Raw genomic sequence first — 20345 nt, 5'->3', positions numbered from 1 at the left:
CGCCCGACGACCGTTCGCGGCGAGGACTCGCCGCACGTGGGGCCGCCCCGACTCGTCACGGCGAGCGCGGCGGCCGTCACACCCGCGAACACGCAAATCGGTGCGCGGCTCATCGCACTGCGATACCGTCGCCCCCGAACATCCGACATATCCGGCGCATGATGGGATCCCGGTCTCGCCGCGGTGGCATCCCCTCCTCCGAGGAGTCCTCCACATGCCGAATCGACGTTCATTCCTGCTCGGCACGTCCGCCACGATGGTCGGCGGCGCCGCCACGCTCGTTGCCGGCGGCGGCAGTGGCCCCACCACGCTGGCGGCCACCCGCGCGGCCGCGCAGACCTCTCCGGCCGCCAGCGGCGCCCTGCCGCTGACCATCGTCAACCACACCTACCGCTACGCCAACGACCAGATCTGGATCTACCTCGTAGGCACCGACCTGAACACCGGCCAGCAGATCTTCGTCCGCCCGGACGGCACCGTCGCCCGGCTCTCGCTGGCCGCCAACGGGCCGGACGGCTTCGCCGACCTGTCCATCCCGCTCGTGGCGGACGGCGACACACCCTTCGCCATTCCTGCCGACATGTCCGGACGGGTCTACGTCTCGACCGGTTCGAAGCTGAGGTTCCGGGTCGTCACCGACGCCGCCGGCAACGCGGCCCTGCAACACCCGGCCGGCTGGGTGCGCGACGATCCGAGCTACGCCGTGATACACGACTTCATGGAGTTCACCCACAACGCGACCGGCATGTTCTGCAACACCACCATGGTCGACATGTTCAGCGTCCCGCTGTCGATCCGGCTGCGCGGCACGGCCGACCAGAGCACCGGCCAGCTCACCGCCGGCGGGCGGGCCGCGATCCTCGCCGCGCTCCGGGCCGATGCCACGTTCGCCCCGCTGGTGGTTGACGACGTCCGGGTGATCGCGCCCGGGCACGGCATCGACGCCGGAATCTTTCCAGCGACCTACTACGACTCCTACATCGACGCGGTGTGGAATGCCTACGCGTCGCGTCCGCTCACCGTCGCCGCCGGCCCGCGCACCGTCACCGGGTCGGTGACCGGCGATCTGCTGCGCTTCGACGGCGGGGTGGCGCCGTTCGCCCGGCCGAGCACCCGCGACGTTCTGTACTGCGCCGGCGCGCTCGCGGCCCCGAACGACGGGGGCACCGGGCCGGTCGCCGCCGTGCTCGGCGCGGCCTTCAACCGCTCGACGCTGCTGACGCAGCCGTCCCAGCCGGCAACCGATCCGGCCAGATTCTACCGTGATCCGGTTACCAATCACTACGCGCGGGTCATGCACGAGAACACCGCGGACGGGAAGGCGTACGGATTCCCCTTCGACGATGTCGCAGGCCTGGCGTCCTATGTCCAGGACACCGCGCCGACCTCGGTCACGCTGTCCCTCACTCCGTTCTGAACCGACACCGTCGCCCGCGGCCGGGAAGCCGACGGTCGAGCAGCGCGGACTTCCTCGAAAATGCCCGGGCGCGATCCCGCTCGTTCATGATCTGCGGCTACCCGGCGCTACCCACCGCGGCGGTGTAGCGCATCGGGAAGGCGCCGCCGGCTTCACCCCGGGGAACGGCCCCACCCGCCGACAAATCACCCTCACCAGCGTCACCTACCAAGGCCACCTCACCATCACCCACCCCGACCACCTCCGCCACACCCTCACCCACGGCGTCGGCACAGCCAAAGGACTCGGCTGCGGCCTCCTCACCATCGCAAAGACCCGCGCCGCATCCTGAAATCCCGGCCCGTCGAAGATCTGCGCGGCCCGCGGTGATCACCCGAGCCCGCCCGTCAAGGTTGTGAGGTGGTCAACGGTCTGGGGCACCGCCCAATCTCACCGATACAAAACCCGGAAGCCCAGCCGAGAAAGCGCAGGTCACGAAGGGGTCCGCCCCGCACGCGCGGGGATCATCGGTCGGGTGATCTCGTCGTCCGGCGTGGGATGGGTCCGCCCCGCACGCGCGGGGATCATCCCGTATATCGGCTCGACGTCTGGGCTGGCCTCCTGTCCGCCCCGCACGCGCGCGAATCATCCTCCCGGGAGGATTCCCGCGCGGAGCATTCACGAGTCTGCCCTGCATGCGCGAGGATCGTTCTCCGGGGGATCAATGGTCGCCGGCGGTGCTTCTCGTCCGCCCGTATGCGCGGGGATCATCCGTTGCGGCAAGGCGTCGTTCCTGCGGCGCGAGTGGCTCGCTCCGCACGTCGCCGCGCCCAGCCGCAGCATCGAGGCTTCATTTGTGTGCGGTGTAGTACGCGACTCCGTGCCGATCTGGACCGATCTGGACCGGACATCCACATACCCGCATGAGGATTAAACAGAACAGGAGTGTGGATAATAGCTATCATCCCGCGGGGCCAGCATCGTCGTATCGTGGCGCGCTGAATTATGGGTGCAAAATTTCCGACTTCGGGCACCCCACGGTTTGCGCGAAGCTGAAGAGCGACCGTGCCATTCAAATGACCGTCGCACCCACGCAGGGCTGTCACACGCATCTGCGGCGACCCAACGGGCGATGGAGTGAACGAGGCTCGACAGGTCCTGTGAGCAAGGTCACTCGATAACGCTGCGTGACGATCACCGGCGAGCGATGACGACTGATGCTGTGGGACGAGAGTAGGGGGTTAACGGGGGGCAACCCGCAGATGAAGATCGCTGGCGAAGCGGATCCCTTGCGGGGCAGTGAGAACGGGTGCGCCGTCAGGGACTTGAACCCCGAACCCGCGGATTAAGAGTAGCGGGCGCTTCGTCCGCGGACGTCCGTCGACGTCCACCAGGTCGGCGCGACCTGGGCTTCGGCCCCGGTCCGTGTCCGCCAGTGTCCACCGCCGTCCGCCGGGGTCACGTCCGGTGGCGTGGTGTACGGAGGGTGACTCCGCGTGATCCTTGGTTTAGTTTATGCGGTGAGTGTTTCTGGTGTCACGCTGATCTCGGGTGTGTCGGCCGGCGTGTTCCCCGCGTCGGCTTTCCCGAGGATTTCCAGGCCGAAATAGCGGTGGGTTTCGATCCACTCGTCGTGTTGCTCGGCCAGGACCGCGCCGACGAGACGTATGATCGCACCACGGTCCGGGAAGATACCCACGACGTCGGTCCGCCGGCGGATCTCCTTGTTCAGCCGTTCCTGCGGATTCGACGACCAGATCTGCCGCCAGATCTCCCGCGGGTAGCCGGTGAACGCGAGCAGATCCGCTTTCGCCTCTTCCAGATGTGCGGCGGCGCGCGGTAGTTTCTCGGTGAGAGCGTCGACGACCCGGTCGAACTGCACGGCCACCTCGTTCGCGTCCGCCTGATCAAAGATTGTCCGGACCAATGTTGCGACCCACGGCTGCGACGACTTCGGTGTGAACGTCAACAAGTCGCGCAGGTAATGCGTCCGGCATCTTTGCCACGACGCGCCCGGCAGCGTCGCCCCGATCGCCGCGACCAGGCCCCGGTGGGCGTCCGAGGTCACCAGGCGGACCCCGGACAGGCCGCGGGCGACCAGCCCGCGGAAGAACGCCAGCCAGCCGGCCCCGTCCTCGCTGGACACGACGTCGAGGCCGAGGATCTCCCGGTGCCCATCGCCGTTGACCCCGACCGCGAGCAGGCAGTGGACGTTCACGACCCGGCCGTCCTCGCGGACCTTCATCGTCAACGCATCCGCCTGCACGAACCGGTACGGCCCGGCGTCCAGCGGCCTCGAGCGGAACGCCTCGACCTGGCCGTCGAGATGCTTCGCCAACTCCGACACCTGCGACTTCGAGATATGCGCCACCCCGAGCTGTTCCACGAGCTTGTCCACTCTTCTCGTGGAAACACCGAGCAGATAGGACGTCGCGACCACCGAGATCAACGCCTGTTCCGCCCGCCGCCGGCGTGTCAGCAGCCATTCCGGGAAGTACGAACCGGACCGCAGCTTCGGAATTGCTAGATCAATCGTCCCGGCGCGCGTGTCCCACTCCCGCATCCGGTACCCATTCCGACGATTCGTCCGATCCGGTGATATCTCCCCGTACTCCGCACCACAGATCCCATCTGCCTCAGCGCCCATCAACGCCTCCGCAAACGCCTTCACCATCGAACCCAACAGATCCGGACTCGCCGCCACCAGTTCCTTGCCCAGCCCGTCGGCGTCGGTCACAGTCGGACGCACGGCCATCGCGTTTCCTCCTCATCGAGTTGCCTTCGCATGTTTCTCGAGAGGATCACGCGGTGGCCGTCCCACGTCACGGACCGCCACTCCGGCGAGTCGTCAGACGATCACAACCCGTACACCACGTCTGTGGACTCAACTTCCGCCGGCTTGGGTACAGCGATGGGTACATGGTCGCCCGGGTTTCAACAGAGCAGAGAGCAAGGCATGCCGGGCTCAACCTGGTTTGGCTCGAACGAACTGGTCCCCGCCGCAACGGGCCAGCAAGCGGAGAGGCTCCCGGCTGACGGAGACTCAAGGGAAAGTGGCCGATCAACGCTGACAACTGTTGATCTGGACGTCAGGGGTACGCGAACCCGTTGTCGTACTTGCCCTCCGCCGGAAGGTCGAGGTAAATTCTATGCCTCGTTGCCTTCGGTGAGGGTATCCGTAGCCGTCGACTGAATTCCGTTGATGCATGTGACGGGCTTGGCTACGGCCGTCCCAGCCTGGAATAGGCAGAGTCTCCCCAGGTAGACGGCTTGAGGTGACCATGCTGTTACACTGTTCAGATCGGACCAAGATATGAAGCGCAGGGTCGGTATCAGAGCGAGAATATTAGCCTGCTCCCTAACAGGGTGTTCGATCCTGTGGGTTCTGTCTTGTTCGGGTTTATGTTCCTCGCCAGGTTGAGGTGGATTCGCCGGTGGCGCGGCGGGCCATGAGGTCGATCATCGCAAGGTTGATCATGGCTTCGGAGCGGGTGGGGTGGGCTTCGTAGTCGCGGGCGAGGCGGCGGTAGCCCATCAGCCAGCCGAAGGTACGTTCCACAATCCAACGGTGTGGAAGAGGAATGAACCCTGTGGTTGTGGGGTCGCGGTGGACGGTGTCGACGTCGATGCCCAGCCCGGCGGCGTGCTCGATGACCATGGTGCGGTAGGCGCTGTCAGCCCAGGCTTTACGGATTCTGGAATGGGTGGCGGCAACGGTGGTCAGTACCTGGAGGCCGGCACGGCTGTCGGAGGTGCCGGCGGTGGTGACCAGGACGGTGAGCAGCAGCCCGAGGGTATCGACGATGATGGTGCGTTTCCGTCCGATGATCTTCTTTCCGGGGTCGATGCCCTGGGTGGCAGCCGGAACGGTGGGGGCGGTCTTGACGCTCTGGGAGTCGATCACGCAGGCGGTGGGTTCAGGGTCGTGGCCTGCGTCGGTGCGGACGTGGCACCGGGTCAGGGCGACGAGCTGGTCGAGGATGCCGTCGTTGTGCCAGTGGGCGAAGTAGCCGTAGACGGTTTCCCAGGGCGGGTAGTCGTGGGGAAGGTAGCGCCAGGGGATACCGGTCCGGTCGACATACAGGATCGCGTTCAGGATGCTGCGTAGGTCATGCGCCGGGGGGCGTCCGATGGTCAGGCCTTTGCGGTGTCGTTCGGCGCGCCAGGCGGTCAGCACGGGCTCGACCAGTCTCCATCGGGCGTCGGACAGGTCGCTGGGGTAGCGTCGCTGCTCGGTCATGGTTGTGGCCTACCGCGGACCGGCGGTGGCTACCCGGATTTCTTTCCGTCACTGGCAAGGTCGTAGACCGTCAGATGGCGGGATGAGACAGGATCTTTCGGCGCTAACGCGGCGCTGTCATGGGCGTCATATCGGCCAAAGCAGCTTGGATCGCGCATGGATCTCGGCGTAAAACTGCTATGCGTGACCATCGGTGGGAAACGAACCAGTCGACAATCCCCGGAGAGGGATCAAACGCCCTTTAAGAAGGTGTTTGAGATCTCCGGCTGGTAGCTGGCTGTGATGTTCGGGGTGTGCAATGGGTGTGCACTCACCGGGAAGGGGCCTGACCGGGTCGTTGGGCGGGTGACGGTCAGGGGATGCCGCGACGTCACCGTCACCGCTATCCGTCTGATCTGAGCGATACCCAGTGGGCGTTGGTCGAGCCGCTGCTGCCGCCGGCGGCGTCGATCGGCCGCCGCGAGAAGCACGACCGTCGCGATCTCGTCGACGCCATCCTGTACGTCGTGCGCAACGGCTGTGCGTGGCGGGCGCTGCCGTCGGACTATCCGCCGTGGCAGACGGTCTACTACTACTTCGCCCGCTGGCACGATCTGGGTGTGACCGAACGTGTCCACGACGCCCTGCGGGATCAGGCTCGCCGGCAGGACGGACGTGACCCGGAACCGACGGCGGGGATCATCGACTCCCAGTCGGTGAAGGGCGCCGACACCGTTCCCGCGGTCTCCCGCGGCTACGACGCGGGCAAGAAAATCAACGGCCGTAAGCGGTTTGTCGTCGTGGACACTTTGGGTCTGCTGCTGGCCGTGCTGGTCGTGCCCGCGAGCACGCACGACACCGTCGGCGGCCGGCGGCTTCTCCTCGACACCTATTTCGCCGGCCGGCGGTTACGGCTGGTGTTCGCCGACGGCGGGTTCGCCGGCACGTTCGTCGACTGGGCCGCCCGCATCCTGACTCTGACCGTGCAGGTCGTACGCAAGCCGGCCGGACAGAAGGGCTTCGCCGTCCTGCCACGGCGCTGGGTCGTGGAACGCACTCTCTCCTGGATCACCGCGCATCGCCGGCACGCCCGCGACTACGAACGCCGCCCCGACCACGCCGAATCCCTCATCCGCTGGGCCATGATCAGCACCATGGTCCGTCGCATCGACCGGCGCACCCCCGCCCACCGGCCCGGTCCCCGACCGCTACAGAGAATCATCTAACCGACGATCTCAAACACCTTCTAAGGGCTCTCCTCTGCAAGCAAGCACCGTACAGCGGGGGTGGTCATGAACGATTACGACAGGTGTCACGCTGCAATCGAAGTGCTAGCTGCAGAGTTGAGTACCGAGAGAACTAGAAATGAAGCAACAACGCGACTTCAGGTGATTAACCGTCTTCTGCTGGACTGCCTTGGCTGGCAACCGGAGGACATTACCGCGGAAGAATATATTGACGGGGACTACATCGATTATTCTGTAGGGCGACCGCATGCAATGATCGTCGAAGCAAAAAGGGAAGGTCTCTGCTTTGAGGTCCCTGCCGGCCTTGCGCAACAGCGCAATGTAGCGTTGAGTGCGATCATTTCATACAGTGATGTAAATAAGAAAGCAATAGAGCAAGTAATGGGCTACTGTCAGAAATCTGGTGTTCAGATAGCCGTACTCTGCAATGGGCACCAAATAGTAGCTTTCCTAGCCGTTCGTCTGGATGGAGTCCCTCCACTGAAGGGCAGGGCGCTACTGTTTGGTTCCCCTGCCGAGATGGTTCACGATTTTCCGACTTTGTGGGATGCGCTCTCGAAGCCGGGACTGGCATTCTCGGGGCTGAAAAGACGCCTTACAACGACGCCAGGGATGACCGCTCCCCCCGAAAAGCTTTCTCAGCGAATCCTAAACTACCCCGGATTCCGGCTCCGGAGTGCTCGGGAGACCGACCTGAAGATTCTCGGAGATCTTCTTCTTCAAGATGTTGTTAGCTCGGACGCGGTATCGGAAGAATTTCTCAAAGAATGTTACTGCACAAGTGGCGCCCTCTCTCAATACACGCTGGTCAGTCGCGAAATTCTGCAAGCAAGATATGCGGCGGTACGGGCAGGTACTTCAGCCGACCTGCAGCCTATAACCAGCAAAAAGCCCAAAGGAAAAAAGAGGCCAGCGCATCCCGAGCTTAAGCCAGATATCGTTGCCGCCGCACTCGCGCGTCGCCCCATCATTTTGTTGGGCGATGTAGGAGTAGGCAAGACGATTTTCATCCGCCGCCTGGTCACTGTGGACGCCTCTGAGGTCCTTGCTGATGCAATTGTATTTTATATAGATTTCGGGAAAGAGCCGGCATTGGCGACAGACCTTAATTCTTACGTCGTGCAACGTTTTGAAGAGCAACTCCTCTCTGACTACGATATTGATATCATGGAAGACCGATTTGTGCGTGCGGTATACAACGGCGAGATAAACCGATTTCGTCGCGGTATCTATCGGAAGCTATACGAGTCAAATTCTCCGGCATATGAAGACAAAGAGCTTGATATGCTTCACAATAAGACCGTCGATCGGGCCAACCATGTTCGACAAAGCCTAGCGCATTTGCGTGCAACATCCATGCAAGATTTTGTGTTCATACTCGATAACATCGACCAGCGCCCGTTTGCCTTTCAGGAAGAAGTCTTCCTAATTGGTCAGAGCCTCGCCGAAACTTGGCCAGGAACTGTATTTGTGGCGTTGCGGCCGGATACTTTCAACGCTTCACGTGAACAGGGATCTCTTGCTGCATATCAACCCCGAGTATTCACCGTATTGCCTCCTCGGATTGAGCAGGTAATAGTCAGAAGACTTTCGTTTGCTCGTAAGCAATTGACGGAAACTGGTCGGCTCGCCAATTTTCCTACCGGACTGACGATCGATTCCGAATCGCTCGTAGTTTATCTGGATGTTCTCATAGATGCCTTTGCAGAGAACACGGATTTGATAGAGCTAGTCGAAAATCTGGCGGGAGGAAATGTCCGTCGCTCTTTGGACTTTTTAAGTACATTTGTTGGAAGTGGCTATGTCTCGGCCAACCGCATTCTTGAGATACACCGTGGGGGTGGTCGATATGTCATCCCGCTACACGAGTTCATTCGCGCAATCGTCTATGGGGAGTTCGACTACTACGATCCAAGCTCCTCTCCCGTTCTGAATCTTTTTGATATTCACACCGACGATGGGAGAGAACATTTTCTCCTTCCTATGATCCTGTCGCTAACTCAACGCTTGGGTGAATCTACAGGAAGTGACGGCTTCATAGAGACGTCTCGACTTTATGGGCAGCTTCAAGCCGCAGGATTTCTCGCAGAGCAAATAGATTTCCATATTCGGCGTGGCATTGAAAAAAACGTCCTTGAGTACAAGGCTGGGGCCGGAGCGCTTGGCTCCAGCCGCGTCACCACAGTTGGAAGCTACATGTATAAGCGCCTGATTGCCAAATTTACCTATTTTGACGCAATGATCATAGACACGCCGATTACAGATTTGAGCTTTCGTACGGAGCTTCGCGATGCTCGTAGTCTCAGCGATAGAATTAGTCGGGTCGAGCTATTTCGCCTTTATCTGGATGAGCAGTGGGAAAAGATATCTGGTCAATCGTCCGTATTTGATTGGCTAGTTGTTAGTGCGGATCTTCTGCGCGATATGAAGAGAATTGGAGAAAGGGCCGCGATTGATGTTTCTTGGCTGGGAATACGGAGGGTTTAGCAAGAGGCTCTTGACGGATATTCGCGTTTCATGTATGATTATCGAGAACTTCAAAGGCGGCGAACATTTGCCGCTGACGCTGTTGCCTAGAGTGAGGGGAGCGACATGCGTCTCTAACTTGGAGATCATATGCCTTGGAAGCCTGCCGTCCAATGACGGCAGGCTTCCTGTGTCTCGGGCTGACGATCGCGCTCTCGTAGATCTAGAGCGCGACAGCGGGCGCTTCTGAGGCTGGGTCAGGTTGGTCGCCGCGAACACTCCAGAGGGGGTGGTGGGCCGCGACGCGCCCGGCGAGCACGGCCGTTCACGGCCGCGCGCAGGCGGTCGCGCGGCGCGGTGGCCGCCGTTCTTGATCCTAAACCGGGGGATTCGGCAACGTGCTGCGGTTTGGTCCCGGTCGGATGCCCGGCCTGGTGGCGCTCGTGGTCGTGGCTCAGCCGGTGAAGTCGATGTGGTGGCGGATGTCCCAGCGGTAGGCATGGCCGTCGCGGCGGAGTTCGAGGAGGTCGACGCTGGTTACGGGCAGGCTGATCGGCGGTCGGGTGCGTAGGTCGGTGAGTCGGCGGATGACCTCGGCGGCTGGTGGGGTGGCGTTGCAGTAGGTGACGCTGATGTGCGGCTTGAACCGGGCTGGCTCGTCGGACACCTTGTCCGAACCAAGGATCGCGCCGATGGCGGTGCGCAGTCGGTCGCGGAGGTCGGCGACGGGCTGCCAGGGGGCGGTGCGCAGGAACGTTCCGCCTGGGTAGGCGGCGATCGGCCCGACGGTGAGAGTGAAGGGTTCGACGTCCGCGCACTGCTCGCCCGCGGCCTTCCCGAGCGCGGCCACCTGGTCGGCGGTCATCTCGTCGGCGAATGCCACTCCTTGCACGGTCATGTGTAGGCCGTCGACGGGCACCGGGTCCAGGTAGTCCAGGTCGGCAAGGTTCTGCTGGAACCCGGCCACGTAGTCGGTGAGCGCCTGGTCGTGGAAGACGAGATACCAGGTGAGGTAGTGCCGGTCGGGTCTCCAGCCGGGGCGCCACCACCAGTGGTCGGCCATCCGGTCGGTGTGGCGGAACGTCTCCCAGTCGGCGGCGTCGACCTGCTGCTCGGGTGTGGGTGGCACGGCCCAACAGGCTATGCGGTGGGCAGGCGCCAGGCTTTGACTGCCTCGTGCACGTTCGCGATCTCCGGGACAGTCCGCCACTGGGCCGCGGTTGTCAGGAAGTCCTTGGCTCGGCGGGCGACTACCTCGGATCGCAGGTCGGCTCCGATGGCGAGTGCTTCGCTGACCAGTACTCCGGCCCGGTCGGGTTCGGGTGATGGTCCGGCGAGGTAGGTCATGCTGGCGTCGACGAGGGTCAGGGCGTGGCTGGCAGTGGAGTCGGCGGCAGCGAAGATGGGGATCGCCTGGTCGGTGAACTCCCGTGCCCGTAGATGGGCACCGGCGGCGAGGTAGGCGCTGGCGGCGTTCCCGGCGATGCGGGAGGCGGTGAACGGGTCGAAGGACAGGAAGTAGCCGACCGGGTCGGCGTCCTCGATCTTCGCGTGGGCGGCGAGCGCCCGACCCACTGCCTCGTCTACTCCGGCCGCGTCGCCCAGCTTGCCGAGGGTGCGGGCTTCTCCGCTGATGGCGAGGCGGATGGAGGCGGGGCCGCCGCGGGCGTAGCGCTGCCCGTCGCGGGCGAGGTCGAGTGCTTCGCGGTATCGGCCGCCGTAGTAGGCGATGAAGCTCTGCGTGCCGCGGACCCACGCGGCGAGGTCACCATGCCCGGCGGCCTTGGCAAGGCTCATCGCCTCGTTGCAGTAGGCGCGGGCCACCAGCTCGTTCCCGAGGTCGAACGCGAGATAGCCAAGGAGACCCGAGAGTTTCCCGCCGATCAGATAGAGATGGGCACGCTGGGAGGGGTGCTGATGTCCGGTGAGGAGTTCGGCAACCCATCGGCGCTGCTTCAACGCGACCGGGTAGACGGTGGCGGCATCGCTGGTCTCGTAGCGGCGGCCGACGACCTCGATGCTCGTCTCCAATTGGTCCAGCGCTGTGTCATCGACGTTGGACGCGGCGAAAGCCTGCATCCGCCGGGTGACTTCTTCCAACTCCTCGTCGATCGCCCATGCGGCGCCGACCGCGAGGACTGTCCGCCGGTTCGGGCCGTTGGCTGGTTCGACCTCGGCCGACTTGGGCGCTGCGAGTCCAAGCCGTTCGCGGGGGATGTCGAGTCCTTCGGCGAACTTCTCGAAGGTGTCGATGCCGCTGACGTGCCGCTTGCCGTTGAGGATGAGGCTGATCGTCGGCTGGGGGACGCCGGTCATGGTGGCGATCTGGGGTTGGGATGCGCCGGTCCACCGCTTGTAGATCGTCAGGATTGCCTGCATGTCGCGCTCGGCGAGGGCGGCGGCCATGTCGGGCCGGTCCCAGAGGCCCGCAGGGGCGGTGGGAAGCGGGCGTCGTCGGGTCATGGTGGGCGGCTCCCGTCAGGTGACGGTTCTACTGGGCGGCGATGTGTGCACCGTAGGCCAGTGTATCCACGCTGGGTATTCAGCCGCGTATCTATTCCGAACTGCGTCGTGGCGTCAGCGTACGTCCAGGCCGTCCCGTTGTCGCCTTGATCGCGCGGTGGGGCGCCGTCCGCACATCGACGCGGCAGGAAGGACGACATGACGACGGATGCGACACCCGCGGAGGTCAGGGCGGTGGAGCCGTCGGGGACCCGGGGCATGGCGAACGCGGTGGCGTTCGGGGTGGTGCGGTTCGAGCCTGGTGGGAGTGGGCTGGTTCGGGACACGGTGCTGACGTTCCCGTCGGCGGCGGATGCCGACCGGTTCGCCTCCGATCGGGGCTGGTCGGACTATCAGGTGTGCCCGTTGCGGTTCCTGACCGAGTCGCCTCCCGACTCGTCCGCAGGATGGATGGTGCCCGGCGGACCGTTGGAACACCTGGTGGCCCGACGTCGGCGGATTCGGTGAGCTGGCCGGCCTCTGCGCGGGGAGAGGAGACGGGAGTACCTCGGCCGGCGGTGGCGATGCTGCCGTGGGGAGAGGGGGAATGGGCGCTCGTCGTGCAGCCGGGATCGGACTCGGCGGACCTGTTCCGGGCGATGGCGGACATGCCCTCCGGGCTGGAGTTCGCCACGGCCTACGGGGATGTTGACCTGGTCATGGTCTATCGGATGCGCCATCCGGAGGTACTGTCCCGGCGGGATCTGCTGACGTTGCAGGGCTCGGTGTTGCCGATGCCGGATGCGGTGCCGGACCGGGCGCGGTGGATGACGTCCGGTGAGCAGGAAGCGTACAAGGCCGGCTACGCCGAGGCGCTGACCACGGTGCGGCTGTTTCTGAGCCGTCTCGCCGGGGTCGATCCGGAGCCGGGGGCGGGTGATGCTTCGGCTGCGTCGTCAGATTCGGCCGCGTCGTCGGATGTGGCCCCGCCGGGCTGAGTCGAGCACGGTCGATACGGCTGCGGGCCGGACCTGCACGCGGAGCTATTCCGCTGCCGGGTCCGGCCCGTTGTCGTGTTCGCCGGGCTGCTCCAGGCCGTCGCCGTCATCCGGGACGGGCACGTGCAGACGGGCGCCGATGGTCGCCACCTGCCGTTCGATCCGCAGCAGTACCTCAAGGATCTGCCGATCGATCGGGGCTGGCAGGGCAGTCACGGTCTGCGGGGGTGCGCCGAGCAGAACGGTCAACAGGTGGTCATCGGGCCAGTCCAGGGCGCGGGAGATCGCCACAAGGGTGGTGTCGTGCGCCCGGCGGCGGCTCGTCCCGCGCTGTAGCTCCCGCAGGGTGGCCACGGACACCCCGGATGCGGTGGCAAGAGCCTGCTGTGTGATGCGCCGTTCTCGCATGCGTGCGGTGATGGCCTCGCCGACTGCTTTCCAGTCCTCGGCCGCGGTGTCGCGCACCATCTCCGATCATCACCCCCGCCGTGTTTGTCGCCCGTCAAACGATAGTGCGCTCTGTGCGCTGTCCGGAAGGCTGTCGTGACGCGGGGCGCGTTTCCATAGCGGGACGTTATCCCTTCGCGTATATGCGCTTGGCGAGCGCTCGGCGAGCGGAGCATTGTGGGTTCTGTCCGACCGCGGCCGGAGCACCGGCGGCGGGGCTGAACCCTACGGAGGCTGATAGTTCATGGCGGTGCCGTCGCGTATTCCGGTGCGTTTCGAGGACGTGTTTCCGGCGGGTGCGTTTGTGCTGGGGGTGGAGGCGTCGAACGACTATGACAAGGTGAAGGCGAACCTGCCGGACGTGCAGGCACGGGACAAGGACACCGGCGAGCGGGTGTGGGTGGTGCGGGTGTTGGACGCGGACCCGGCGGCCCGGCAGGCCGAGGTGAAGGTGAAGATCACCGGTGAGGTGCAGCCGGTTCCGCCGGAGGTGATGCCGGGGACGCCGTTTCGGCCGGTGGTGTTCGAGGGTTTGACGGTGACGCCGTGGGTGGACACCAACGGGTCTCGTCCGCGGCAGGGTTTCGCGTTTCGGGCGGCGGCGATGGTGGCCGTGGGCCAGTCGGGCCGGCGCGCGTCGGCGGTCGCGGCATGAGCGGCGGAGAGCGGACGCCGTCGTACCTGTCGGTGGGCCTGTCCGTTGGCGGGGACTGGCGGGTGACCTGCCACACCTACCCGGACCGCGGGCCGATCCTGGCCGTCGATGCCGCCGGGATGTCGCTGGTCGTCTCGGCGAAGCAGGACACCCCGAACACCGATCAGATCAACTTCGCTTATGCGCTGCTGGCCGGAGTGAACGACTACCTCAACGCCTGCGAGACCCGCCAGTTCGAGGCGGAGGAATCAGCAGACCCGGCGACGGAGAAACGCGCCGCATAGCACTACCACTCTCTTTTTCCGGCCGGCGGCCCAGAGGGTTCCCATAATTCAAGCCCGCCTGCCACGATTCCTGCCCTTCTCTCCTGTCGTTTCGCGCGCTCGAAATCAGGTGGTATTTGTCATGTCCAGAATCAGGGGTGACCGGCCGGCGCCGCGCATTCCGACCCGTGCGGACAAGGTGCGGGTGCCGTTGTGGATGCTGCTGCTGGCCGTCGCGGGCAAGGGCCTGTGGCTGGCGGTCCGCTGGTGCTTCCGGCACCGGGTCGCGGTCACGGTCGTGGTCGGGCTGCTGCTGTTCGTCCACCGGTTCGGACTGCTCGGTCTCGCCGCGCTGGCCGGCGGGCTGGTCGTGGTGGTGCTGGTTTGGGCGCGGCTGCACCCGCGGTCGTGCTCCTGGCTGGGCCGCTGGCTGTGGGGCCGGACGCGGCTGGCGTTCGTCTACCGGTGGCGCTGGCGAGCGGCGATGGTCCACACCGACCTGGCCATCCGCATGCCGACCTCGAACGCCGATCAGGTGACGTTCGACGAGTACTTCCCGCGTATCCGCACGATCTACTCCACGCGGGCTGTGGATGTGCTGCGGGTGGAACTGCTGCCCGGTCAGACCCCCGAGCAGTGGGCGGAGCAGGGCGAGGCGCTGCGGCACATCTTCCGGGCCCGGCGCTGCCAGGTGCAGGCCGAGACGTTCCGCTTCGTCCGGCTGCACTTCCACCACCGTGACACCCTCACCCGCCCCGTCACCCCGGCCCGGCTCGACGGGATGAGCAGCGGTCCGGGCGATGCCGACCCTGACGCGGCCGGCGTCGACTCGGACCGCGCACCCGTCCACACCGCTTACGCCCGGCTCGTCGCCGGACTGTCGGCGGTCCCCGTGGGCCGATGTGAGGACGGATCGCCCTGGACGCTGCCCGTGCGTGGGACGCATGTCCTCGTCGCCGGTGCCACCGGCGCGGGTAAGGGCTCGGTGCTGTGGTCGGCGTTGCGGGGCCTCGGCCCGGCGGTGCGGGCGGGGCTGGTGGAGCTGTGGGTGTGCGACCCGAAGGGCGGGATGGAACTGGCCTTCGGCCGGGCGATGTTCACCCGGTTTGCCACCACGACGGACACGATCGCCGCTCTCCTCGACGACGCCGTGGGCGTGATGCAGGATCGGACCGCCCGCCTGTCCGGCGTGACCCGACTCCACACTCCGACGACCACAGAGCCGCTGATCGTGCTGGTGGTCGACGAGATCGCCTCGCTGACCGCGTACGTGACCGACCGGGAGCTGAAGAAGCGGATCGGTGCGGCGTTGCCGCTGCTGCTGTCGCAGGGACGGGCACCCGGGGTGGTGGTCCTGGCCGCGGTGCAGGACCCACGCAAGGAGGTGCTCCCGTTCCGGGATCTGTTCCCGGTGCGGGTGGCGCTGCGGATGACCGAACCCGACCAGGCCGACCTGGTCCTTGGTTCCGGTGCCCGGGACCGGGGCGCCCGTGCCGAGGAGATCCCGCTGTCCCTGCCCGGGGTCGGCTACGTCCTGCATGACGGCAACCCCGACCCGATCCGGGTCCGGGCCGCGTTCATCGACGACGACGAGATCACCCGCACCGTGCACACTTACCGACCGGCGGCGGCCGGCGGCTGGGTGCCTGATCTCGACGCATTCAGCGGCCACGACCCCGACGATGCCCCCGATCCCCTCGACCGGCTCGACGATGCCGCGTGACCGCGCCGCTCCTCGGACCTGACCCGGCTGCTCCCGTCCCTGCCCCTGGGGGTGGTGAGCGTCCGGGTTCCCGTGCCGCCCGGATGCGGATGCCCCTCGCCCGGCACGTCGTCGAAGCCGTCGCCCTGGAGAACGGTGTCTGTATCCGGCCGATGCCGATGCGCCGGACCAACCTGGACACCGGCGAAACGCAGATCATCCCCGTGCCGTGCGGCGCCACTTTGGCATCGAAATGTCCTCCGTGTGCGGAGCGTGCTCGTCGGCTGCGGATGGCGCAGTGCAAGACTGGCTGGCACCTCGACGACGAACCCCTCCCCGACCCCGACCCGCCCACCGACGACGCCAAAGCCCTGGCCGCCCTGCGCGCGGACCTCGAAGCGGCCCGCGCCGACGTCCTGGCGGCCGGCGACACCTTCCAGGCCGGTGAGATCGACGAGCTGATCGGCCAGGTCGACGACGAACTGACCGCCTTGGGTGTGCGTGGCAAGGCTGCCCCCGACAACCGGGACCGGCCACGCCGCGTCCGCTCGACCCGGCGGCGCCAGGATGCCCCCGACCTGCCCCGGCTCCCCGTCGACCGGCGCACGGTGGGGCGGACCTTCACCGCGGCGGACGGGACGGTGTGGCGGCCGTCGATGTTCCTCACCCTGACCTGCGACACCTACGGACGGGTACACAAGGACGGAACCCCGGTCGATCCTGCGTCGTACGACTACCGGCGGGCCGCGCGGGACGCGATCCACTTCCCGAAGCTGATCGATCGGTTCTGGCAGAACCTGCGTCGCGCGGTCGGCTGGGATGTGCAGTACTTCGCCGCGTTGGAACCACAGAAGCGCCTCGCGCCGCATCTGCACGCGGCGATTCGCGGCACCGTGCCCCGGGTGATGCTGCGCCTGGTGGCGGCGGCGACCTATCACCAGGTGTGGTGGCCGTCGGTCGACCGGCCGGTCTACGACGACCACCGGCTACCGGTCTGGAACGAGGATGCGGCCGGCTACGTCGACCCCGACACCGGGGCGCCGCTGCTGTCCTGGGATGCGGCGCTCGACGGCATCGGCGAGGACGACGAACCCGCCCACGTCGTCCGCTTCGGCCCGCAACTGCGCGCGGATGGGGTCACCGCGAACACGGCCACCACCGGCCGGATGATCGGCTACCTGACCAAGTACCTGACCAAAAGCCTCGACGCCTGCCACGACATCGCCAGCGACGCGCAACGGCGCCACGTCGACCGGCTCGCCGACGCGCTGCGCCACGAACCGTGCTCCCCGACCTGCGCGAACTGGCTGCGTTACGGCATCCAACCCCGCAACGCCCGCCCCGGGCTGGTACCCGGACGGTGCAAGGGCAAGGTCCACCGGCGGGAGACCCTCGGCTTCGGCGGCCGGCGCGTCCTGGTCTCGCGGCGCTGGTCCGGCAAGACCCTCACCGACCACCGGCACGACCGGGTCGCGTTCATCCGGCAACAGCTTGAAGCCCTCGGCCAGACCGGCGACGGCCCGGCCGGCGAGCCTGCCGCGGACCGCACCGCCTGGCAGCTCCTCCGACCCGGCGACCCGGCCGCACCCCGCCGCGAACACCTCCTGTTGCACGCCGTCGCGCAGCGCCACGCCTGGCGGGCTCAACTCGACGCGGCCCGTGCTGCGGCTGGCGGCGGCCTTCTTCCGGCAACCGGCCCACCGCTGCCCGACGCCGCCTGAACCCCCACCCTCGGACATCCACGGAGAGGACCCGTGACCAAGCTCCTGCTCACCCCGACCGAGGCCGCGGAACTCCTCGGCGTCAGCCGCAGCACCGTCTACGAGCTGATGAACTCTGGCGACATCGAATCCGTGCGCATCGGCCGGTCGCGGCGCATCCCCTCGGCCGCGCTGGTCACCTTCGTCGCCCGGCTGCGCGGCGAAGGACACGCCGCATGACCAGCAAACGGTCCCACGCCCGGGCCCGCGGACCGCCAGCGGCGGGCGCGGCTTCTCGGCAATCAAGACGGTCCCGGCGGGTGCTACCAACACCCGGCCGGGACCTGAGCCCCACCCCTTGGGAAAAGCAAGGAGAGAGACCTGTGCCTATCTTCTCGTCCGACGCGCACGGCGCATGGCGGACCCCCGGCGACGACCACCCGATGCTCCTCGCCCGGGTCGACCACAACGGCGACCACGAACTCACCATCCGCCCCGGCGCGGACATCGGCGACCTGGTCGCCCTGCTCGCCACCCTGCCGCCGAACGCCTTCTTCACCGAACACTACGGCGACGTCGACGCGGTCCTGATCTTCCGACCGGTCCCGGGACGTCCGGCAACCACCCCGGCCGGCGGGAACCCCGCGGCGGGTCCGGCGGCGGCAAGCGTCATCCGCCCGTAGCGGCACCTGTCGCCCCACCCATTTTTCTTCCGTTCTCTGGTGGCGCCTGAAGCTGTCGGGGTGTCGGACGGGTCCAGGGTCGACCGAAGGCCGATCGCGTAGCGACGCGCAGCGCCCTGGATGCGGCCGGCGCCCCGGCAGACCATTCCTGCGCCAGAGAACCGGAACCCCACCGGCACCGGGCAACGCCAACCCGCGGCCCGCGGTCCTGTTCCCGTTCTTCTTCCGGCAAGGAGCTGTGCTCACCATGCCCACCCACCCCCCGGCGGCGCCCAGGATGACCCTCGTTCAGGCGCTGACCGACCACCTCGACCGGGCCGCCCACGGCCAGGGACGCGCCTACCCGCAGACCGACGGCGAGACCAAGTTCGCCTGCGACATGGAAGACAGCCCCTTCGGCTGCCCTTGGTGCGACGCGGTCGAATGGCCGGGCGGCAACCCGCTGGACGTGGCCTGATGGCCGCGCGGTCGGCCGGTGGAGACGACCGGCAGAAGCGGCGACGCTCGCAGGGCGAGGGCGCCTTGTTTCAGCGGTCCAGCGATGGCATGTGGGTCGGTCGCCTGGATCTCGGCTGGGAGGGCGGTAAACGCGTCCGGAAGACGGTCTACGCCAAGACCGAGAAGGAATGCCGGCAGAAGCTCGACAAGGTCAAGCGCGCGGCGGAACTCGGCGTCAACGTCACCGCCGAGCGCCGGACGACGGCGGTCTGGCTGGGGGAGTGGCTGGAAATCAAGGAAGGGGACGGAACGCGGGCCTCGACGCTCCGCGCCTACCGCTGGCTGATCAACACGCACATTATCCCGGTGATCGGCCGTGTCCAGCTCGACAAGCTCACCCCGCTGGACGTGCGGCGGCTCGTCAGCACGGCGAGGAAGGCCGGCCTGTCCGCGGGAAGTGTCCGGCACGTGCACAGCCTGATCCGCAACTCCCTGGCGGAAGCCGAACGGCTCGACCTGGTCGCGCGCAACGTGGCGAAGGCGGTCAAGGCGCCCCCCGTGCCCCATCGTGAGGTGCGCGCGCTGCGGCCGGAAGAGGCACGCCGGCTCGTCGAGGTCCTCCGCGGTGAACGGCTCGAAGTGGTCTTCGCCTGCGGCCTGATGCTGGGGCTACGGCGCGGCGAAATTCTCGGCCTGCGCTGGACGGACGTGGACTTGGACGGCGCCACGCTCCATGTCCGGCAGACGCTGCAACGGGTGGACGGCTCGTTGCGGTTCGTCCCGGCAAAGACGGACCGTTCGCACCGGAAGCTGCCGATCCCGCCCCGGCTGGTGACGATCCTGCGGCGCCACCGGGCCACGCAGACGGCGGAACGGACGGGGCTCGGCGACGCGTGGACGGAAACGGGGCTGGTATTCACCTCGTCGGTCGGCACGCCCCTGGAGCCGCGCAACGTCAACCGGCGGTTCGAGGTCCTGCGCCGTCAGGCCGACCTGCCGCGGCTTCGGCTGCATGACCTTCGCCACGCGTTCGCGTCGATGCTCTTCGCCGAGGGGGTGCCGGCCCGGACGGTGATGGAGCTGCTCGGGCACTCCACGATCCAGCTCACCATGAACACCTACACCCACGTGATGCCCGAGACGCAGCGCGACGCGGTCGACCGACTTGACCGGATCTTCGGCGAGCCGACGCACAGTGACGACGACGAGGCCGACGAGGACGACGGCGAAGGACTGGCGGACTGACGCTGTACCCAAGGGAAGCCAGGGCGCCCCGGACGGCTGTGTACCTCGCGCAGCGGCCCGGGGCGTCTGCCGTCTCTGCCACCAGGGCACGGAGAACTAGGGTACAAACTTGGGTACAGTGATCACTCTAAATACATCACCGAAAGTCATATGACCTGGTGGGAGCGGGTGCGCCGTCAGGGACTTGAACCCCGAACCCGCGGATTAAGAGTCCGCTGCTCTGCCAATTGAGCTAACGGCGCGTCGCCTTCGCGTTCCCCTGCGGTTGCCGCGTCGACATGGAGAACTGTACCAGGCGTCGCGGGGTGTGTGGTCGGGGGGGTGGTGGGTCGGACCTGCGTGCCGAGGCGCTCCGGGCGGAGGGCGGCGACGTCCCCCGTGGGACCAGGGTGGGCGGGCGGATCCGGGGCAGAGTGTGGTCCGGGCCCGGAGCGGTCCGGGCAT

The 20345-nt window shown here is 66.4% G+C and carries 19 protein-coding genes and 1 tRNA gene; 14 read left to right on the top strand and 6 right to left on the bottom strand.

From position 1 onward, the window contains the following. Window positions 1-214: 214 nt before the first annotated feature. On the top strand, window positions 215-1417 hold the full coding sequence (locus AC5R91_RS11925) for a beta-1,3-glucanase family protein (protein WP_495397212.1): 1203 nt from the start codon (window positions 215-217) through the stop codon (window positions 1415-1417). Continuing rightward, on the top strand, window positions 1344-1748 hold the full coding sequence (locus AC5R91_RS11920; protein ID WP_495397211.1) for a type I-E CRISPR-associated protein Cas6/Cse3/CasE: 405 nt from the start codon (window positions 1344-1346) through the stop codon (window positions 1746-1748). The genes AC5R91_RS11925 and AC5R91_RS11920 overlap by 74 nt, the downstream gene beginning before the upstream one ends. A gap of 1161 nt (window positions 1749-2909) precedes the next feature. Here the strand turns inward: AC5R91_RS11920 and AC5R91_RS11915 are convergent. Both AC5R91_RS11915 and AC5R91_RS11910 read right to left on the bottom strand, forming a co-directional pair. Then, window positions 2910-4151 (bottom strand): IS256 family transposase, encoded by a 1242-nt coding sequence (locus tag AC5R91_RS11915; RefSeq protein ID WP_495392706.1) that lies wholly within the window; start codon window positions 4149-4151, stop codon window positions 2910-2912. A gap of 645 nt (window positions 4152-4796) precedes the next feature. After that, window positions 4797-5636, bottom strand: coding sequence for an IS5 family transposase (locus tag AC5R91_RS11910; RefSeq protein WP_495392532.1), 840 nt, complete (start codon window positions 5634-5636; stop codon window positions 4797-4799). Between the two features lie 359 nt (window positions 5637-5995). Between AC5R91_RS11910 and AC5R91_RS11905 the strand changes: the two genes are divergently transcribed. Beyond that, window positions 5996-6841 (top strand): IS5 family transposase, encoded by an 846-nt coding sequence (locus tag AC5R91_RS11905; protein ID WP_495392703.1) that lies wholly within the window; start codon window positions 5996-5998, stop codon window positions 6839-6841. Window positions 6842-6907: 66 nt separating this feature from the next. After that, window positions 6908-9349, top strand: a complete 2442-nt coding sequence (locus AC5R91_RS11900; protein ID WP_495397210.1) for a hypothetical protein — start codon at window positions 6908-6910, stop codon at window positions 9347-9349. 433 nt (window positions 9350-9782) lie between these two features. Here the strand turns inward: AC5R91_RS11900 and AC5R91_RS11895 are convergent, their stop codons facing one another. Continuing rightward, the gene (locus AC5R91_RS11895) at window positions 9783-10457 is read right to left on the bottom strand and encodes a 2'-5' RNA ligase family protein (RefSeq protein WP_495397209.1); all 675 of its coding nucleotides are present in this window, start codon (window positions 10455-10457) and stop codon (window positions 9783-9785) included. Between the two features lie 11 nt (window positions 10458-10468). Next, the gene (locus AC5R91_RS11890) at window positions 10469-11791 is read right to left on the bottom strand and encodes a helix-turn-helix domain-containing protein (RefSeq protein ID WP_044886746.1); all 1323 of its coding nucleotides are present in this window, start codon (window positions 11789-11791) and stop codon (window positions 10469-10471) included. Window positions 11792-11989: 198 nt separating this feature from the next. Here AC5R91_RS11890 and AC5R91_RS11885 point away from each other — a divergent pair, with 198 nt between their 5' ends. Continuing rightward, window positions 11990-12298 (top strand): hypothetical protein, encoded by a 309-nt coding sequence (locus tag AC5R91_RS11885; protein ID WP_495397208.1) that lies wholly within the window; start codon window positions 11990-11992, stop codon window positions 12296-12298. A 56-nt stretch (window positions 12299-12354) separates the two neighbouring features. Beyond that, the gene (locus tag AC5R91_RS11880) at window positions 12355-12768 is read left to right on the top strand and encodes a hypothetical protein (RefSeq protein ID WP_495397207.1); all 414 of its coding nucleotides are present in this window, start codon (window positions 12355-12357) and stop codon (window positions 12766-12768) included. A 45-nt stretch (window positions 12769-12813) separates the two neighbouring features. Here the strand turns inward: AC5R91_RS11880 and AC5R91_RS11875 are convergent, their stop codons facing one another. Then, complete coding sequence (locus AC5R91_RS11875; RefSeq protein WP_495397206.1) at window positions 12814-13236, bottom strand: helix-turn-helix domain-containing protein; 423 nt, start codon at window positions 13234-13236, stop codon at window positions 12814-12816. A 223-nt stretch (window positions 13237-13459) separates the two neighbouring features. Here AC5R91_RS11875 and AC5R91_RS11870 point away from each other — a divergent pair, with 223 nt between their 5' ends. The 8 genes from AC5R91_RS11870 to AC5R91_RS11835 all read left to right on the top strand — a co-directional run bounded on the left by AC5R91_RS11870 (window position 13460) and on the right by AC5R91_RS11835 (window position 19901). Next, window positions 13460-13870 (top strand): plasmid replication, integration and excision activator, encoded by a 411-nt coding sequence (locus AC5R91_RS11870; RefSeq protein ID WP_495397205.1) that lies wholly within the window; start codon window positions 13460-13462, stop codon window positions 13868-13870. After that, a complete protein-coding gene (locus tag AC5R91_RS11865) occupies window positions 13867-14154 on the top strand; it encodes a hypothetical protein (RefSeq protein WP_044886741.1) in 288 nt (95 codons plus the stop codon). Before AC5R91_RS11870 ends, AC5R91_RS11865 begins: the two co-directional genes overlap by 4 nt. Before the next feature lie 121 nt (window positions 14155-14275). Then, entirely contained in the window at window positions 14276-15856 is a 1581-nt protein-coding gene (locus AC5R91_RS11860; RefSeq protein ID WP_495397204.1) for an FtsK/SpoIIIE domain-containing protein, read from the top strand. Next, window positions 15853-17556, top strand: a complete 1704-nt coding sequence (locus tag AC5R91_RS11855) for a replication initiator (RefSeq protein WP_495397203.1) — start codon at window positions 15853-15855, stop codon at window positions 17554-17556. The genes AC5R91_RS11860 and AC5R91_RS11855 overlap by 4 nt, the downstream gene beginning before the upstream one ends. A gap of 33 nt (window positions 17557-17589) precedes the next feature. Then, window positions 17590-17775: a helix-turn-helix domain-containing protein gene (locus tag AC5R91_RS11850; RefSeq protein WP_495397202.1), complete on the top strand. Its 186-nt coding sequence runs from the start codon at window positions 17590-17592 to the stop codon at window positions 17773-17775. A 143-nt stretch (window positions 17776-17918) separates the two neighbouring features. Then, a complete protein-coding gene (locus AC5R91_RS11845) occupies window positions 17919-18218 on the top strand; it encodes a hypothetical protein (RefSeq protein ID WP_136449009.1) in 300 nt (99 codons plus the stop codon). A 247-nt stretch (window positions 18219-18465) separates the two neighbouring features. Further along, window positions 18466-18675, top strand: coding sequence for a hypothetical protein (locus AC5R91_RS11840; RefSeq protein ID WP_495397201.1), 210 nt, complete (start codon window positions 18466-18468; stop codon window positions 18673-18675). Next, window positions 18675-19901: a tyrosine-type recombinase/integrase gene (locus AC5R91_RS11835; protein ID WP_495397200.1), complete on the top strand. Its 1227-nt coding sequence runs from the start codon at window positions 18675-18677 to the stop codon at window positions 19899-19901. The genes AC5R91_RS11840 and AC5R91_RS11835 overlap by 1 nt, the downstream gene beginning before the upstream one ends. A gap of 169 nt (window positions 19902-20070) precedes the next feature. On the opposite strand, the gene AC5R91_RS11830 is transcribed toward AC5R91_RS11835, so the two are convergent. After that, window positions 20071-20143 (bottom strand) — tRNA-Lys (locus AC5R91_RS11830). Between the last annotated feature and the right edge of the window lie 202 nt (window positions 20144-20345).

Source organism: Frankia sp. BMG5.60, from assembly GCF_059428125.1.
Note: the sequence above shows the minus strand (reverse complement) of the source record. Positions and strands in the feature narration are given on the sequence as shown.

What these genes read in the sequence shown, in the direction of transcription:
- AC5R91_RS11840 (WP_495397201.1), top strand. Translation starts at nt 18,466, where the DNA reads ATGCCCACCCACCCCCCGGCGGCGCCCAGGATGACCCTCGTTCAGGCG.
- AC5R91_RS11900 (WP_495397210.1), top strand. Translation starts at nt 6,908, where the DNA reads ATGAACGATTACGACAGGTGTCACGCTGCAATCGAAGTGCTAGCTGCA.
- AC5R91_RS11915 (WP_495392706.1), bottom strand. Translation starts at nt 4,151, where the DNA reads ATGGCCGTGCGTCCGACTGTGACCGACGCCGACGGGCTGGGCAAGGAA.
- AC5R91_RS11880 (WP_495397207.1), top strand. Translation starts at nt 12,355, where the DNA reads ATGCTGCCGTGGGGAGAGGGGGAATGGGCGCTCGTCGTGCAGCCGGGA.
- AC5R91_RS11835 (WP_495397200.1), top strand. Translation starts at nt 18,675, where the DNA reads ATGGCCGCGCGGTCGGCCGGTGGAGACGACCGGCAGAAGCGGCGACGC.
- AC5R91_RS11925 (WP_495397212.1), top strand. Translation starts at nt 215, where the DNA reads ATGCCGAATCGACGTTCATTCCTGCTCGGCACGTCCGCCACGATGGTC.
- AC5R91_RS11910 (WP_495392532.1), bottom strand. Translation starts at nt 5,636, where the DNA reads ATGACCGAGCAGCGACGCTACCCCAGCGACCTGTCCGACGCCCGATGG.
- AC5R91_RS11860 (WP_495397204.1), top strand. Translation starts at nt 14,276, where the DNA reads ATGTCCAGAATCAGGGGTGACCGGCCGGCGCCGCGCATTCCGACCCGT.
- AC5R91_RS11905 (WP_495392703.1), top strand. Translation starts at nt 5,996, where the DNA reads ATGCCGCGACGTCACCGTCACCGCTATCCGTCTGATCTGAGCGATACC.
- AC5R91_RS11870 (WP_495397205.1), top strand. Translation starts at nt 13,460, where the DNA reads ATGGCGGTGCCGTCGCGTATTCCGGTGCGTTTCGAGGACGTGTTTCCG.
- AC5R91_RS11890 (WP_044886746.1), bottom strand. Translation starts at nt 11,791, where the DNA reads ATGACCCGACGACGCCCGCTTCCCACCGCCCCTGCGGGCCTCTGGGAC.
- AC5R91_RS11920 (WP_495397211.1), top strand. Translation starts at nt 1,344, where the DNA reads ATGTCGCAGGCCTGGCGTCCTATGTCCAGGACACCGCGCCGACCTCGG.
- AC5R91_RS11875 (WP_495397206.1), bottom strand. Translation starts at nt 13,236, where the DNA reads ATGGTGCGCGACACCGCGGCCGAGGACTGGAAAGCAGTCGGCGAGGCC.
- AC5R91_RS11865 (WP_044886741.1), top strand. Translation starts at nt 13,867, where the DNA reads ATGAGCGGCGGAGAGCGGACGCCGTCGTACCTGTCGGTGGGCCTGTCC.
- AC5R91_RS11885 (WP_495397208.1), top strand. Translation starts at nt 11,990, where the DNA reads ATGACGACGGATGCGACACCCGCGGAGGTCAGGGCGGTGGAGCCGTCG.